The sequence below is a fragment of the Akkermansia sp. 54_46 genome, assembly GCF_001917295.1.
Taxonomy (GTDB): domain Bacteria; phylum Verrucomicrobiota; class Verrucomicrobiia; order Verrucomicrobiales; family Akkermansiaceae; genus Akkermansia; species Akkermansia muciniphila.
Genome location: NZ_MNUD01000025.1, coordinates 1 through 15576 on the forward strand (window position 1 = coordinate 1; position 15576 = coordinate 15576).

Sequence of the window (15576 nt, forward strand, 5' to 3'; positions counted from 1 at the left end):
GCCGCCGGTCGTGTTGGACGTATCTACCACCAAATCAAGCTGGGTGCCTAATAACCCCAAGGCAATCGTTGTTCCGTCCGGCAAGGTGTGTGGCTCCTTGACATAATCCAGCACAACATACTTCCCATTTTTCCGCAAAGGGGCGCGAAAACTCAATTCTTCCGCGTCGCCTCCAGGAGTGACCACGAGGGACAATACCCCCGCCGTAGCATTGGACAATCCCACGGAAGCCCCTCCACCTAAATCATGAACGCTGGTATCTACCGTTAAATCAAGTTCCCCCTTCAATCCCTCAGGAGAGACGGACAAGTTTACAGGCCATTTCCCCGGCTTGGGAGAATCTGCCTCCGTTGAATCAATCTTGACCTGTAAAATCTGCGTATCAATGTCATTCCCGTCCTGATCCTTTTCCTTTTTCCATTCAAGGCCATCCCCAGGTTCCACTTTTTGGGCGGACAAAGACAGTTTTCCTTCTTCATCCTTAATGTTGACCGAGCCGTCAGAAGAACATAACAGTTTCAGCGGTTCTCCTTTGTTTTCGCCTTGCCCTCCCTGATCCCCTCCCTGATCCCCTCCCTGACCCCCTCCCTGATTTCCTTCGGAGTTCCCGCCGTCTTCCTTTTCTTCGTAAATCAGGGAACAATCTCCGTTGGAAGGTTCCTTTGCGTCCTCAATAAGAGCGGCAATTTCTTTTTCCCGCTCTTCCGTTGAATCCACAATCTCTATCCCCTTCCCGGCTTTCAACCCCAATTCATCAGGAGCAACCCCGCAATAAACCGCTCCCAGGGCATACTGTTTTACTGACACCAGAGACGGCAAATTACCATCCTCCGGCAAGGGTTCTTCAAGCTTCTCCACCTTCGCCAAAAGGAAGCAATAGGTGAATTCCTCTTCGGCTTCTTCATCATCCGGTTCCGCTACATACTGGAGCGGCTTGGAAGATCCTTTCGTTTCTTTCAGTTCGGCACTTGTAATGACGCCATCCCCGGTGCATTTCACTTCCAGCCAGATTTCCCCCTCTTCTTTCGGTGCCACCTCCCAGGTACCCCCTCCGCGCTGCGCCAGTTGCCCGGCTATGTAAATATCGCCCTTCTTAACATAGGCCATATCCGGCGCGCCTTCTTCATCCGTATCAACCACAACCCTCCAACCCTCATTCAGGGAACTTTGAGCATAATGAACATGGCCGCTCCACGCCTCATGATACTTCAAGACCTTTTCTCCGGCTTCATCCGTTTCTTCCTCGAATTCCCCAAGATAAATTCTGACCGCGCGCGCCAGCCCTATTTCCTCCGCCGTCACTTCCGCATATGTAATGCAATCATGGTTATCCGCGCTCCGCTCAAGATACAAAAATACCTTATCCCCTCCCTGCACGGACAAAAAAGGCGGTTCCTCCGCCTGATCCATCTTTTCCCCGTTAAGTTCCGGCTTAATGCGCCGCACGCCGCCCGGATGCACTTCAAAAACCATGCCGGGCCAGAAATACGCCTTATATCCCGCATCCCCCTTTTCCAGCCTCTTCAGCGTAAACGGCGCGCCTTCTCCTGCTTTGTTCCTCCCCCCCGTCGGCCTTATGGTTAATGACGTGCCGCCCAGCCCCCGGTTAAACGTGTAACCAACCCCGTTCTGCAAGCGGCAAGATTTGGCCAACTGCTCCAGTTCCCGGCACCCCTTAACCAGACGCCTCAACTTAGACGCGCTCAACTCTTCCCCTTGATTAAAAAACGGCCAGCTAATCATAAATCAATATAAATCAGAATCCCAGCCATCCGGACCGCTCAACCTCCAGGAAACCGTCTGACGCCAATTCCCGGTTCCCGTCCTGCGACCGCTCACGCCCTCTTTGATCCAATCATATTTTCCGCTTACCGCGGGCGCGCCGCTGCCCGGAGCCCCTTTTTTTCCGACCCCGGCCATGCTCAACGCCTGAACGGTAGAAGTGACGGAAAAAACCCCTCCGGGACACAAAAAACTAACCTGTCCTTTACGCATTTTTTCCATGGCCTTCTTCCCGGCCTCCGATTTCACAACATCCTCAATCACCTTATCCTCTTTCCCAAACGTATCTTTAGGAGAAGCCCCGGACGCCATAGCCATCAATGCGTCTTTTTCTTCCCCATCTATGTCCTGAAAGTTCGGATGCGTCAGCAACGGCTGTTCAGAGCAGGAATAATCCATGGAATATTCCACTTCCTCCCCTCCACCGAATTCAAAAGACGTTTCCCGCGGCAACTCGTAATAGAGCGTCACCCTCACCATATCCCCCTCCATTCCTTCCATGCTTATCTTTTTGAGCCTCAAAGCGGCATCATCAGGATAAGCGGATCCTATTGACGGGCACCGGGTATTCCAGCCCTCCTGATTGTCCGTGTAAACAATCCTCCCCACAGCCCTTACTTCCCCTTCATCCCCCCGTTCTATTTCCAGCGTCTTTTCATGCGTTTCCCGCTTCTTAATGTTAATTTTTCTTCCCATATTTATTATTCTCTCTCTATCATTTAGCGGCTATTTCAATATCCCAGCACGGCCGCCGTTTTCAGGGTTCCCCTCCGCCCCGCGCCCGTGTTTTTCACGATCTGCTGAAGCAAATTTGTCTGCTTCCTCGCTTCCGTAAGTTGCGGCATGCTCCCCATCATGGAGCGGCCCCCGCCGCCCACTTGCGCCAGACTGTCCGCTATGGGTCCGCTCCCTTCCTTCCGGTCCTTCCGCCGCTCCACCATATCCTCCAACCCGGCCATGCCGCGGGCACGCCTCATGGCCGTCTTCCTGTCTATCCCCAAGCCGCGCTGCTGGTCATAAATTTCCTTCATGCGCTCCGCCATCTTCAGCCGCCGCTCTTCCGCCTTGTTTCCCTCCGCCTGAGCTTTCAACAGGGCCATTTGCCGGCGGTATTCGCGCCCGGCCTGCGCCCGGTTCCGGTTCTGCTCCAGGGCGGCTATTTCACGGGCCGCCGCGCCGGCGCGGGCCTTGCTCATGCCATCCGCCTCATATTGGTTTTGCAGCTCCAGCACGCGCGCCTGCTCCTGCAACACGCGCAGCTTATCCTTCTGCCCGTGAATTTCCGCGCGCAGCAGGGCAGCCTGCTTCTGGTGTTTGGCTTCCGCCTTGTCCCATTCCTTATTCCGCTCCACTATTTCACGATCCACCTCTTCCACCTTGCCAAGCAATTCATACAGGCTCTTGATTCTGGACTCCACCCCCTCCAGATTCAACATGCCGTCCACGGCGTCCCCGCCATCCAGCAGGGCTTTCTGCTCCGCAATGGCCTTCTTGAGGCCCTCAATGCTCCCATATCCTCCCAGCAGGTCTTTTTTCCGGTCCTCCAGCCCCATTCCGCTGCGCCGCCTCTCCCTCTCTTCTTCCGCCCGGTCATAATCCAGGGATAACAATTCATCTTGTATTTCCCTGATTTTTTCCAGCGTCTTCTTCCGTGCCTCTTCCGTCTGCTGCCCGCGCTGCGCCGCCCGTTCCCGCGTCTCCGCCGCTTTCGCGTTCGCTTCCGCCACCTGCTGCAACTCCTTCCGCTCACGTTGCAACAGCACCAGCCTATCCTGCACCGCAACCGTCATTCTCCCCAGCGGATCTTCCGCCAGCAGGTCTTCTTCTTCGCGCTTCAGGCGTTTAATTTCAGCGTCATATTCATCCATGACGCGCCCCACGTCCAGCTTGCTGGACGCCTCCCCGGCCATCTTTTTGATCCGTTCATCAAAATCAACATTATCCCGGCCAAAATTTTTTTCCTTTTCCTGCACGTCTTTAGGCACATGGCCAAACGCATCAGATCCTACCCTATACAACTCCGATACAGCATAGGAAATAGCCGCAATGGCCGCCATAATGGCCGGCCCCTTCAGGGAAGCGGCCAAATCGGCCCCCATGCGCGCCCATGTGCGTTTCGCGGTCAACCCCACCGCCCGAACGGCTGAATCAAACCTCTTCATATTTCCCCCGGCCAGGCGCAATTCATTGTTGTAATCCACCCGGAAAGCCGCGGCCGCCGCCTGAATGGAACGCCCCACGGAAGAATTTGCCGCCATGCCTACAGCCTTCCACGCCCCCCAGGCCAGAATGCCGCTACGGATCATCTTTTCAACCCGGCCGCCTCCCGCGGCTACTGAAGCCAGGCCGCCCCCTACTGCGGAAACGATAGGCGCGGCCGCTTTCACAATCCCCCCCAGCAATTCACCCGTTTTCCTCAAGCCGCGCTCCACCTCCGGCCCATGACCGGCCCATGACGCGCCTATGGAGTCCATGGCATCCTTGATGCCGCTTGTTACCGGTTCCGCAAAAATACGGCTCAACGCTCCAACCTTGCCTTTCAGGGTCTCCACTCTGCTCTCTATATCCTGCGTATTTTTCTCCATCCCCCCCGCAAACTGCCCGCTGCCGGAACCCATGGATTTCAAAGCACTAAAAACTTGGCTAAATCCGACCTTCCCTTTAGACATCATATCCTTTAACTCCGCCCTCGTTTTTCCCGCCTGTTTTGCCATTTGCCCCATAACGTCAATACCGCTTAACGTAAATGGTTCTAATGTTTCCACATCCACCTTCCCCATTTGAAAAGCCTTGGAAAGTCGCGCCGCTACTGTTTCCAGACTGGCACCACCACCAGCCGCCACATTCCCAAGAGCCTCCAATGTACTTTTTAACTCGCTCGCCCTGACGCCGCACCCAAGAAGCAACTGCGCCGCCCGTTGCGTTTCCGCCAGCCCGAATGGCGGCGTATCAGCAAAATCCACCACATCCCGCGCCGCTTCCGCCGCGCTTGACGCGCCGCCCGTGAATGCCTCCATGCGCCGGGTTACTCTCTCCAGGTCATCCCCGCCCGCCAGCATGGCGGAAAATTTGCCCCAGCCTGCCCGCAGGCCGTTAATGGCGGCCCCTACCCCCGTAATGGTGGCGCTCATATTGATAAGACCGGCATTCAGCCGTTTACACGCCTTCCGGCCCTCCTGATCCATGCCCTTCAGCCCCTTCACGGCCTCCCCCGTGCTTCCGCCCACGGCCCCCTGCAAGGCTTCGGACATGCCGCTTGCCGCTTTCCTGCTTTCCTCCGTTGCGGCAATAAAGCCGGAAGCGTCCCCGTCAATTTTAATAGTTGCCCCTTCGCTCATAATCGTTTTCCGTTGACTATTATTGTAAATGTTCTAAATTTAACCTATGGACTTCATTCTTTACGTCCTGAAAAGAATTCTTGCCGTTGCCTTTCTTGCGGGGGTATCGCTTGCCATCCTGTACCATGGCACTCCGTGGATTATTGCTTTTGTCCTCGTACTGCTCTACCTGCTTTTCCACGGCACCTCCACCCCTGCCAAAAAGTAGAGCAACCGGACTATTCCAGTTGCTCTATCTGTTCCCTCCACGCTTCCCGGGCCTGCTCCAGCACGTCCCCCACATGCCCGGAGGATTCCGTGTAGCAGCTCCACCGGCACGGCGTCGCGTCATAGCTCCAAACCGCATGCACGTACTGCACCAGCCGCGCCAGCGGAATTTCCCACAGAATTTCCCGTTCCGGCCAACCCGTCACACGCGCCACCGTCATCAGCATGGCCGCGCCCCAGGACGGCCACGCCCTAAAGGGTCCTCTTCATCCTCCCCTTCCGCCTCCGGAATCACCATCCCCGCCTGAATCACTTCTACATCCCCCAGCACGGCGCATTCCAGTTCCACCAAATCCCGGCCGGGAATGTTCATGGCAGCCGCTTCCACCAGAACGCGCCGTTCTTCCTCCGGCGCAAAAACCCCTTCCCTGACTTCCTCCCGGTCCCCCATGTGAACCCACAGGAATTCCGCCAGATAATAGACAATTTGCGCCTGGTCGGTTACGCCCAGGGCTTCCCACATGGACGGATGCCGCCCGTTTTCATCCGGTGCCAGGTTAATTTCCCCAAGCCGGCTGTAAGGATTTCCGATGCGTTGCAACTGCATCATGCTTCCCAGGGTCATGCACCGCAGCCGGTAGTTCTTCCAGCGGAATTCATTTCCCCCGATCAACGCCGCTTCCGTCAGGGCGCGCCTTTCCTGTTCCTGTAGTTCCATCTTTCTTGCTTTTTTGGTTGTCAATTAAGTTAGATTAAAGGCCGGCCGCCAAGAAAACCCTCCGCCACGCCCTGCCAATACGGATCCGCATCCAACCGCACCAGGGCCTTCCTTTTCCCCTTGCGGATGACGGCAAGCGGCACCTGGCTTTTCACAAAATCCAATAACCGCTTGTAATTGTGGAACGCGCACGCCACGTAAGCCAGCGGGCTTTCATTTTCCGGGTCAGTCAGCCAATTCTTATCCCCGAAAAGCTTGATTACTTCCTCCGTCCTAAACCTTCCGTCTTCGCTTTTCGGCTCAAATTGCCAGGTAATTACCCCGCCCGGCGCGGAAAGGCGCGCGCCGCTGCCTATCAGCACGCTTCCGGACGTGCATTTCATGCTTACCCCCAGCGTCAGCAGCAACGCGGCAAGCATGGTGTTTTCCGTTTCGTATCTGGATGCGTTTTCCGTGAAAACAACCACATCACTTTCCAGCTTTTTATTGTCTGCGGCATTCATCAATCTTACTATCTGACTTTTTTATTCAGGCTTCAGGAGACGGCGGAGGCCCCGAACCCGTAAACAGTTCCGCTCACGTCCATCTTCTGCGCGTCCGTATTCTTCAGGTTGTGCTTGACGCCCTTCAGGAAAACGGTAGTGGCGGAAGGAGTTTCATTCCAAATATCCGGAATTTCATTGGCAAGGGTCAAAGACGCTCCCATTTTCAACGACGCCGCCCCCGTGGTAAGGATTGCGCCGGACATGGAAAAGGAAAGCTCTTCATCAATGATAAGCACTCCGCACTTTTTCCCCTTGTTATCCTTTTGTTCATAAATTTCCTGTTGACCGTCAAAATCGATCGACTCAACAAAAATTCCTTTTTCCGGTTCGTCAATCCCGTGCTTCGGGACATCTCCAATATGTGCAGGCATAATCAAATTCCTTTCGTGTTAAAATTCATCTATCTACCCTTCAGGAGCTTTTTCAAAACTGCACGGGCACCGTCATTTTCCACGTCACCGCAAACGCGCCTTCCTCCGCCGCCGCATCCTGCGCGGGCCCCAGCCTCACCTTGCCGATGACCAGGAAATTCCGATAGGGCCGCGGGCTCTCCACGGCATTCAGCCCGGCGCGGTCCACTTCCTTCAGCCGCTCTTCCATCCACGCCTGCAACATCCGTATTTCATCCGCCGTCCGGTCATTGGCGTCCAAATGCAGCTCCACGGATATTCCGGCGTGATACGTACAGTACCCGGCCACAATTTCCTCCATTTCCGCCGCCTGGAACAACGCATATTCCTTCCCTTCCCGGTCTTCGTCCACCGCCATCTTCAACGGCACCGGGAACCCGTCCGGAATCCCCCGTTCCGTGTTCCCCCTGTCTTCCTGAAAACGCGCCTCCAGGCACGCAATCACCGCCTTAATCAAACAATCTGCCTGTGTCATCATGAATTAAGTTCCTTTTTCAACTTGGCCACATACCCCTTGATTACCTTCCGCATATCCCGGCCCGCAGAATTCAGCGCATACGCCGCCACGCGGGAAAGCTGCCCCCGGTCAGGATATTCCGGGCAATTCTCCATCTCAAACCGCACCCGGCCGCCCTGAACCGTCAAAGAAGCCGCGCCGTCATAATGGGAGGCGTGCCGCGCGATCCACGCGGGCACCTTCTTCAGCCCGGCCACCTGCGCGCCCCGCAGCCACCCGGCCGCCATCCTCCCCACGTGCCGCCGCCGCTCCGCCAAAGCCCTTCGCACGTCTCCCGCCTGCGCCACTCCCGGAGACATCAGGCCGCCGCCCTTCAGCACGCGCACGCTGCTTTTCCGGCCCATTTTCAGCAGGGTATGGCTCCGCAAAAACGCATCCGCGGAAACGGTGGCCATGCCCTTAAACTTTTTCCCGCGCACCCCCAGCAACACCCCGCCGCGCTTCTTCCGGGGGTAAGCATAGGGCACCGGCCTTCCATCCTCACCGCGCTTCAGCCTCACATCCGTTTCCAACGGATCCCCGCCAATATCCCGCGCAATATGTTCCTCCAACGCTCTTTTTCCGTTTCCGCCATTCTTCAGGCTGTTTGGCGGCGTGGTGCGTATGGCCTTGCTTGCGGCCCTCTTGGCATATTCAAGGGTCAATTCCCTGATGCCGTCAGCCCCCACCTTCTTCACCTCCGCCAGCCTTTTCAGCACGCGGGAAATATCCACTTTATACCTGACTTGCGCCATTCGCCCCCCTTCCGGCTATACTTCGGACAACTCCAGCACCAGAGCCACGTCTCCGGCCCAGTCCCGCACCCGCGCAATGCGGAAGGCCCTACCGCTTCGGACCGCCACCACCTTCCGCCCGGCCGCGGGAACGCCCTTCAACGCCTTCCGACGCACGCGCAGGGACGTTTGCACCTTGCACACCCGGCCGCCAAGCTCCACCTCATACCAGCCTTCCAGCGGCGCAAAAACGCCCCGGCATTCCTGACCGTCCACCATCACGCGCTCCCCCCAGGCTTCTTCCTGCTCATGATCCCCAAGGTCCAGCAATTTTTTTATTTCCCCTGCTAAACTCATATCCGTTCAATAAAAACCGGCGCACGGAATTGACACCCCGCGCGCCGGTCCTTTGCTCTCTTTTATCCCATGATTCCGCCAAAAACCCGTCAGGCCCCTTCTTCTTCAGTCGCCCCAGCACCTTCAGTCGGCCCCGTTTCTTTCCCGCCGCCGTCCCCAACGCTTCCACCTTCCGCCGCCGTCTCCGGAGCTGCGCCGGAAAGCTGTCGCAAATGATTCTTATTGCCCACCGCCACGCCGGCCAAAAGCTCCGCGGAAATGTAAACCGTTTCCGTCCCCTGGTCAGGCCAGCACTTCAGCAACAGGGAAATCCCCAGCTTAGGAGATTCCACCACCTGCGTTTCCAAATTCAGCTTCGGGTCAATATTCGGAAGACGGACGGCAACGGCCAGCGCGTCCGGCCGCGTCGCAAAACCAACCCCGGCATTCCCGGCAAGCACGTTCACCCCTTCCACGTAGTGAATTCCCCCCGGAATGGAATATGCCCCGTCCGCCAGGTTAAGAGCAAGCGCATTCGTGGGAATCAGCCTGGAATAATACATGCGGTCCAAATAAACGGCATCCGCGCCATTAGTCATGGACGGCCAAATCACATCCGCCATCATTTCCGGTTTGAACCCGGCCCGCGGGCCAATATTCACCACTTCCGCCCCGGAATCGGCTATGGCGGCCATCAGGTCCTTCCAAAACGCCTTGGCGACCGTCCGCACAAGCGTTTGCACCTTATTCGCAAGCTGCACCCCGCTTTTCCTTTCCTTATAGGACAGGCCAGCCGGACGGGAATAACGGTTCAGCGTCACGGAAACGGAGCTGGTTTTCAGCTCGCTTTGATTCCAGTCTTCCGTATTTTTCAACGCCTCCCCGGCTCCGTCAATCACTTCCACCTTGACGGAATCGCCGTCCGTCTTGAACTCGCCGGACACATCCAGAGAAAACCGGCTGATTGAAGCCAATTCTTCTTCCAGGGTGGCAATAGCCGCCTGTGAAACAATGGTCCAGTTAAGCGCGGCGACATCATTTCCTTCCATCACGGCATTCCGCGGAATGTTCATCAATGTTTTCTTGTTCATATTTTATTTATGTTTGCGTTTTGTTAGTAAAAATCTATCTATGGCGGCCAAGATGCTATTTCCCCGGCTGCTCCGCCAGCCGCGCGGCCTCCTGCGGATGCCCCATAATCCATTCCAGCGCATCCTGCGCGGCCATCTCCCGCAGCTTTTCGTTCGTCATGGCAGGTTCTTTCTTTCCGGTCTCTTCCGTGGCTCCCTCCGCGGGCGGCAGCCCTACCGGAGCAACCCCCATAGCCGCCATTTCCCGCACAACGGCCTCCTTCACGCGTTGCTCAAATTCCCGCTCGTGCGCCTCCATCACGCGCGCCTGCTGCCCCTGCATGCCCCGGAACCCGTCATTTTCCGCCGCCAGCCTTTCGTTTTCGGCCACCAGCCGGGCAACTTCCCGTTCCAGTTCCTCCACGCTGTTTTTCCCTGCAAGCCCCACGGCGGCCATCATGCGGCGCAATACCGTGTAATTCTGCGGCGGCCCGCCCTTCTCTTCTTCGCCTGGGTCTCCCTCTTCCCCGCCGCCGTCCTCTTCTTTCCCCGGCGCGGCCGTTTCTTTTTGGCCGGACTCCGCAGCGGCCGGAGAAATAACCTCGTCACACCAGCCTTCCTTCACGGCCGTTTCCGCGTTCATCCACGTCTCCGCGTTCAGCACGGCCAGCACGTCTTCCGCGCTCTTTCCGGTACGCTCCGCGTAAATGCCTGTCACTTGCCCTTCCGCGTCCTTCAGATCCGCCGCGTAAGCCTCAATCTCTTCCACCGTCCCCACCGCGCACCCGCGCGCCCGGTGGACCATATAACGGGAATTTTCCGAAATCAGCACACGGCCCGCCGCACAGGCAATCAGCGTCGCGGCGGAAGCGGCTACCCCGTAAATTTTGGCCGTCACCTCCATCCCGCACCCCTTGATAATGTCGTAAATCCCGGACGCCTCAAACAAATTGCCGCCCATGGAATTCAGGATGACTTCAAACTTCGTGCACCCCTCCGCCTTCAGCTCTTCAAGGTGCTTCGTAAATTCGTCAACCGTGGCATTGCCGTAACCGATATAACCGGAAATGGTAGCCACCCCTACCTTCTCTTCCGCCTCCATGATGCGGGAAAAGGCAAGCATGCCCGTTTTTTTCTGTTCACCGGCACCGCCTTCCAGCCGTGCCGCCATCTGCGCAAAAACAATCTTATTCATCACTTATTACTGTTCTGTACCCTTCAGGAGCTTTTTCAAAATTGCTATTCATGGGGATGCAAGCCATCTTCCTCTTCCCCGCCGCCCGTTCCCGGCTCTTCATCTTCCGGTTTCTCCGCCGCCGCGGCTACCCCGCCGCGGTTCGCTCCCGGAATCACCTCTTGCAGGGTCAGTCCGTTCCGGGCGCAGGCTTCTTTAGCCATCTTCAAATTCCGTATCTTGTTATTCACGATTTCCTCAAACGTGCATCCGTAATTGGCAAGGCACCAGCCATCCTGATCCGCCAGCGCGGAATCCACCAGGTTAATCATCAGATTCCCTTCCCGGCCCAGGTCAATAGTCATGTCGCTCATGGGCGTCCACAGGCACCGCACCCAATGCGGATCCCGGCACAAGCGCAGCCGTCCCAGGGCCATTTCCCGCGCCAGCATGAAACGCCACACCCGCACGCACCACATTTGCCTGTAGGCATGCCTGATTTTCAGCCAACGCTTCATCTTCTGCATCACAAACCGGATGCCGCCGCTTCCCAACTTGTCAGGCTCCCACAGCAACGCCGGAGAAAGCCCGATGCCATAAGCCACCTCATCCATCAAATGCTTCAGCAACGCCATCACATTAGGAGACGGCCTGTTATCCGTCAGCACCTTCAAATCCCGGCCGGGCGGAAGCTGGTGGACAGTAGGCCCCCCTAACACCTGCTCCACCCTGCGCCCGTCCGGCCCCACGGACACCTTGCCCACGGTCCCCATGCCCGGCCGTTTCTCCGCGCCCCCCGTTTCTACCAGCCCAACGGAGGCGGCCAGCTTGGCAGACTGCTTGACATACCCCACAATATCCGCCTCATCATGCAAATTCCGGATAGCGCGGTGCAAATCGGACAGGCCGCGCGGCTTCCCTCCGCCCATGTTGTGCCGGTACAAAATAGCATCACGGGCCGGAATCACCGTCACCTCCCCCTTGTCCGGATGCCGCAGCCCGTAAGCCGCCGTCCTCCCGTTTTTATCCCGCATCACGCCGCAATTCCACGCCTGCCCCCCATCAGCCGGAGATTGCACTTGCGGAGCCTCGTAAAACGCGAACGCCCCGCCGTCATCCGGCCCGCTGGTCAGTACCGTCAGCATATCGCCGTCAATCACGCGCTGCCGCTCGCTCCATATCTGCGCCGTAAAAAAATTCAGCTCTCCGCGGGCGTCAAACAATTCCGGATTCACGGCCCGATTCATAAAAATCTGGTCCGCCTCATGATTCCAGTCTTCATCCGCCGTGCAGGCATGGGGCACCAGCCAGCCCAGCAACTCCACCACATCCGCCACGGCCTTCCCGGCAAGCCCGGAATTCGCTTCCAGATTCCGCGCATTCCGCCAAACCCGGTCCAGCGTCCAGGAATCCACTTCAAACCGGCTGTCCAGCGTAGGCCAGTATAACACGCTGGAGCCTCCGAACTGCAACGCGGCCGCATACCCTCCCCACATCTCCCTCCGCGCCGTTTCCGGTTCCCGGTTCATCTTCACCCGCGCGCCATGACCGCGGCGCGCCCCGGCATACACCTTCCTTCTGTTCCTGCCCATGGTCAAAAGCGTGTTATGGTATGGTCAAACCGCACTTCCCGCACGCCGTCATCCGCGGCGGCCAGGCCGGAAAAATCCCCTTCCTCCATCTTCTTGACCGTGATTGCCTCCTGCAAGCAGGCTATATGGTCCTTTAAATTCATGGTCTCCTGCGCGGTGTAGGACGTTCCGCCGCCTGTGGAGGCCCCGGTTATTTCCTTGCGCCCTTCCAGAATCGCCAGCTTTTCCCGCAGCATTCCCTGCAAATCCGGCAAATCATAATTTTCCACATAAGCCTGTACAATGGGATTCATACCCTTCAGGAGCTTTTTCAAAAACCCGCTATCATTCGCACCCGGCCGCCTTCAGCCTCTCCAGCACGTCATTCTTCCGGTACTCCTTCATTCTGCTTCCTTTCTTCAATCGCGTTCATTTCTTCCGCGTAAAAATCCCCGCGCCGCACCCACCAGGACACCTGCCCGATTTTTACGCAGTCTCCATAATGGTCATTCGGCAGCTTCCGCCATTGCGCCAGGCCGCCGCCCCTTGGCTTCTCAAGCTGCTGCCCGGACAATCCGGCCAGCAAATCCTGATCCGCATCTTCCGGCAAATGCAGGGCCGGAGCCGCCCCTTTCTGGATGCGCCCCGCGTAAAGCTCCATTTTGGCGGTGCGGTCCACGTACAAATAAAGCTCCAGCCCCGGATGCGACTTCACTTCACTCACATTCCAACTCCCGAAATTTGCGCCGCTCCCCTTCGTAGGCCATAGCTTGCCGTAATACTTATAGCACTCGTCATAAACCTTCTGCGCCCAATCCCCGGAATCAATCAGCCCAAAATCCGGACGCACCCCGCCCCACTCCAGGCTTTCAAAATGGGCCCCTATGCCCGGCGTCGCGTCCGTCGTGCTGATGCCCAGCAGGGTTCCCCAATCAACCACCCATGTTTCCCCGCCGCGCCCTATCGCCTGCGCCACCCAATGAGTTTGATTCTGGCCGGGGTCATAGGACACGGCCAGATAATAATAATGCCGCGGCAACTCTCCGCGCCGGCACACACCGCGCAGCCCCCGCACACTGTCATCCCCCACCTTGATTTCATACTGCGTAAACGGCAACGCCTCCCAGCCGTTCCGGAAATTGTGCAGGGCCACCTGCCGGAACAGGTCATTTTGAGCCACGATGAACTTCCGCGCCATCTGCCCCCATGTCACAAACGGAGAATAAAGGGAATTCAGGTGATACCCCCGCCGCGCGCGGGAGGCGTTCGGATTCGTCGGCCGCCACTCCCCCTTTTCCATCATCCCAATCTTCTCCCAATCCTCCACCCGGCCCTCGCAATGCGGGCACACGTAAAACGTATGATCCTGCACCCAATCCGCCAGCGCATCCCCTTCCAGATCCTCCCGCCTTTCCCATTGCACCGTATTCCGGCTAAACTCCAGGGGCATCATTTCCCCGCAGCGCGGACACGGCACATAAAACTTCCTCATGTCCGTGGTAATAAAATTCTGCCAAAAATAAGAATCTTCGGAAGAAGGCGTGGACGCATGCAGAATCTGATACCGGTGAAAGCCCTTCGCGCGCTCTTCAATCAGGTCCACCGGGTGCGCTTCTTCCTTATTCTCATGCTTATACTTCGCTTCCTCGTCCATCACGCAGCGCATAATGGGCCTGCTGGACAAATTGCCCGGCTCCGACACCCCAACCATGTAAAGCTCCATGGAATCCAGGCGCATTTCCGCCGCCGTGAAGGCGTCAGGGTCACGCCGCTTATGCCGCGCCAGCACATCATTCTTGGATATAAGCGGCTGGAGCCGCGCCCGTGAAAACGACCTGGCAAGAATTTCCGTAGGCAACGCCCACAACATGGGCGCGGGGTCATTGTCAATAAAATACGCTGCCGCAATCAACAGCGAAACCGTCTTGCCGGACTGCGTGCCGAAGCACCAGTAAATATGCTGCAACCCCTCTTCCCTGATACTTTCCAGCGGCTCCCTCATATACGGCATGCGCGCCGTGGAAAACCGCCCCGGCGCGTTCGGTGAAGTCTCCCGCGGCAAGACCAGGCATCTTTCCGCCCACTCCACCACGCCCGGCTTCTCATGAATCTTCAACTTGCTAAACATGATTCAACAATCCATTTATTTCCGCGTTCAGATCATCAATCTTCCTGTTCCACTCCCGCGCCCATTCGTCCCAGGCTTCATAAAAACGCGGCCGCCCGGCCGCCTCCAGCCGGGAACCGATAAAATCCCTCTGCTGCGCCATCAGCTCCGCCAGCGGCGCAACGCCCCGCGTCCGCATCTCGTGAAACACATGGACCGGCACCAGACTTCCGGCCGCCTCCTGAAGCCTCTGCTCATGCAGGCCGGCCCGCTCCCAATTCGCGCGCGCTTCGCGCACGGCACGGGTGAACGACGCAATCAGCCCCACGTCACCGGACCGGGCGGCCGTTTCCAGTTGCTCTTCCATCCTCTTCAAAATCTGCCATGCGCTTTCCTTCGCCTCCCCTGCCCGCGCCAAATCGGACGCGCCGCCCATGGGCGCGCCCTCTCCGCCGCCTCCGTCCGCTTTCGCAGGTGACGGCGGAAACTGCTCTGCCAGAAAACCCCTCCATGCAGGGGAATCCTTGGCCGCTTCTATCTGCGCCCAACGCAAAGACTTTCCATTCTTCTCCGCGAAAGCCTTCTTCAACGCGCCGTTTACTCTGTCTCTCTTCTGTCCCATATCACGAATACATGAGAAAGCGAACGCCCGGAAAGCCGGACAAGCCCCAGCTGGAGCCTGCATGCTCCCGGAGCCCCAGCGACCCGGCAAATGCTCGTCTCATTCACCGGGGGAAGCCTCCCGCGCCGCGCTACTCTTCTCCGCCGTGCACCTATTCACGACGGCGGGCGTTCGCTCTCTCTACTATTAAGCGAAATTTTCAAAAACGAAAAAATGCCCTCCAAATCAGCCGCTTTCCCCCGTCCGCCGCCCGGAAGACGAAAAAAACGCCGCCATCCGTCCGCTTTTGCGAAAAAACCGCAGACCCACGCGAACAAAAACACGGCCATCCCCCTTCATGGTGCGCTAAAAAAATCCCTTCATGAACACTCCCGCTTTTCCCTGTGTCCGCCGAACTCCGCGATCAGGGCCCCTCAATTAAAAGATTCCTTGCCGCCCCCACCGGCACCTGCCATCATGCGCCCGC

Annotated in this window: 16 protein-coding genes and 1 pseudogene; 1 reads left to right on the plus strand and 16 read right to left on the minus strand. The window is 57.5% G+C overall.

The features are described 5' to 3' along the window. The 3 genes and pseudogenes from BHW66_RS04130 to BHW66_RS04140 form a co-directional block, all read right to left on the minus strand. Window positions 1-1743, minus strand: a pseudogene (locus BHW66_RS04130) (hypothetical protein); the annotation flags it as partial. 3 nt (window positions 1744-1746) lie between these two features. After that, window positions 1747-2478 (minus strand): hypothetical protein, encoded by a 732-nt coding sequence (locus tag BHW66_RS04135; protein ID WP_102733881.1) that lies wholly within the window; start codon window positions 2476-2478, stop codon window positions 1747-1749. Window positions 2479-2513: 35 nt separating this feature from the next. Further along, entirely contained in the window at window positions 2514-5120 is a 2607-nt protein-coding gene (locus BHW66_RS04140; RefSeq protein ID WP_102753071.1) for a tape measure protein, read from the minus strand. Between the two features lie 46 nt (window positions 5121-5166). On the opposite strand from BHW66_RS04140, the gene BHW66_RS04145 reads away from it, so the two are divergent. After that, on the plus strand, window positions 5167-5328 hold the full coding sequence (locus BHW66_RS04145) for a hypothetical protein (protein ID WP_164917348.1): 162 nt from the start codon (window positions 5167-5169) through the stop codon (window positions 5326-5328). A 10-nt stretch (window positions 5329-5338) separates the two neighbouring features. Here BHW66_RS04145 and BHW66_RS04150 read toward each other — a convergent pair whose 3' ends face one another. The 13 genes from BHW66_RS04150 to BHW66_RS04210 all read right to left on the minus strand — a co-directional run bounded on the left by BHW66_RS04150 (window position 5339) and on the right by BHW66_RS04210 (window position 15110). Beyond that, the gene (locus tag BHW66_RS04150; RefSeq protein ID WP_102743584.1) at window positions 5339-5554 is read right to left on the minus strand and encodes a hypothetical protein; all 216 of its coding nucleotides are present in this window, start codon (window positions 5552-5554) and stop codon (window positions 5339-5341) included. Beyond that, window positions 5548-6045 (minus strand): hypothetical protein, encoded by a 498-nt coding sequence (locus tag BHW66_RS04155; RefSeq protein WP_102733883.1) that lies wholly within the window; start codon window positions 6043-6045, stop codon window positions 5548-5550. Before BHW66_RS04155 ends, BHW66_RS04150 begins: the two co-directional genes overlap by 7 nt. 29 nt (window positions 6046-6074) lie before the next feature. Next, the gene (locus tag BHW66_RS04160; RefSeq protein ID WP_102733884.1) at window positions 6075-6548 is read right to left on the minus strand and encodes a hypothetical protein; all 474 of its coding nucleotides are present in this window, start codon (window positions 6546-6548) and stop codon (window positions 6075-6077) included. Window positions 6549-6580: 32 nt separating this feature from the next. Beyond that, window positions 6581-6961: a hypothetical protein gene (locus BHW66_RS04165; protein WP_102735089.1), complete on the minus strand. Its 381-nt coding sequence runs from the start codon at window positions 6959-6961 to the stop codon at window positions 6581-6583. A 52-nt stretch (window positions 6962-7013) separates the two neighbouring features. Further along, on the minus strand, window positions 7014-7478 hold the full coding sequence (locus tag BHW66_RS04170; RefSeq protein WP_102743585.1) for a hypothetical protein: 465 nt from the start codon (window positions 7476-7478) through the stop codon (window positions 7014-7016). Further along, window positions 7475-8251 carry a hypothetical protein gene (locus tag BHW66_RS04175; protein WP_102743586.1) on the minus strand — a complete coding sequence of 259 codons (777 nt, stop codon included), beginning with the start codon at window positions 8249-8251 and terminating at the stop codon, window positions 7475-7477. The genes BHW66_RS04170 and BHW66_RS04175 overlap by 4 nt, the downstream gene beginning before the upstream one ends. 15 nt (window positions 8252-8266) lie before the next feature. Then, window positions 8267-8587 (minus strand): hypothetical protein, encoded by a 321-nt coding sequence (locus BHW66_RS04180; protein WP_102735086.1) that lies wholly within the window; start codon window positions 8585-8587, stop codon window positions 8267-8269. Window positions 8588-8676: 89 nt separating this feature from the next. Further along, on the minus strand, window positions 8677-9657 hold the full coding sequence (locus BHW66_RS04185) for a hypothetical protein (RefSeq protein ID WP_102753070.1): 981 nt from the start codon (window positions 9655-9657) through the stop codon (window positions 8677-8679). A 55-nt stretch (window positions 9658-9712) separates the two neighbouring features. Continuing rightward, the gene (locus BHW66_RS04190) at window positions 9713-10831 is read right to left on the minus strand and encodes a head maturation protease, ClpP-related (protein WP_102753069.1); all 1119 of its coding nucleotides are present in this window, start codon (window positions 10829-10831) and stop codon (window positions 9713-9715) included. Between the two features lie 44 nt (window positions 10832-10875). Then, window positions 10876-12402: a phage portal protein gene (locus BHW66_RS04195; protein ID WP_286688919.1), complete on the minus strand. Its 1527-nt coding sequence runs from the start codon at window positions 12400-12402 to the stop codon at window positions 10876-10878. Window positions 12403-12404: 2 nt separating this feature from the next. After that, window positions 12405-12695 carry a hypothetical protein gene (locus BHW66_RS04200; protein WP_094135267.1) on the minus strand — a complete coding sequence of 97 codons (291 nt, stop codon included), beginning with the start codon at window positions 12693-12695 and terminating at the stop codon, window positions 12405-12407. Between the two features lie 68 nt (window positions 12696-12763). Beyond that, window positions 12764-14509 (minus strand): terminase gpA endonuclease subunit, encoded by a 1746-nt coding sequence (locus tag BHW66_RS04205; protein WP_102753067.1) that lies wholly within the window; start codon window positions 14507-14509, stop codon window positions 12764-12766. Continuing rightward, window positions 14502-15110, minus strand: a complete 609-nt coding sequence (locus BHW66_RS04210; protein WP_146023474.1) for a hypothetical protein — start codon at window positions 15108-15110, stop codon at window positions 14502-14504. Before BHW66_RS04210 ends, BHW66_RS04205 begins: the two co-directional genes overlap by 8 nt. Window positions 15111-15576 lie beyond the last annotated feature (466 nt).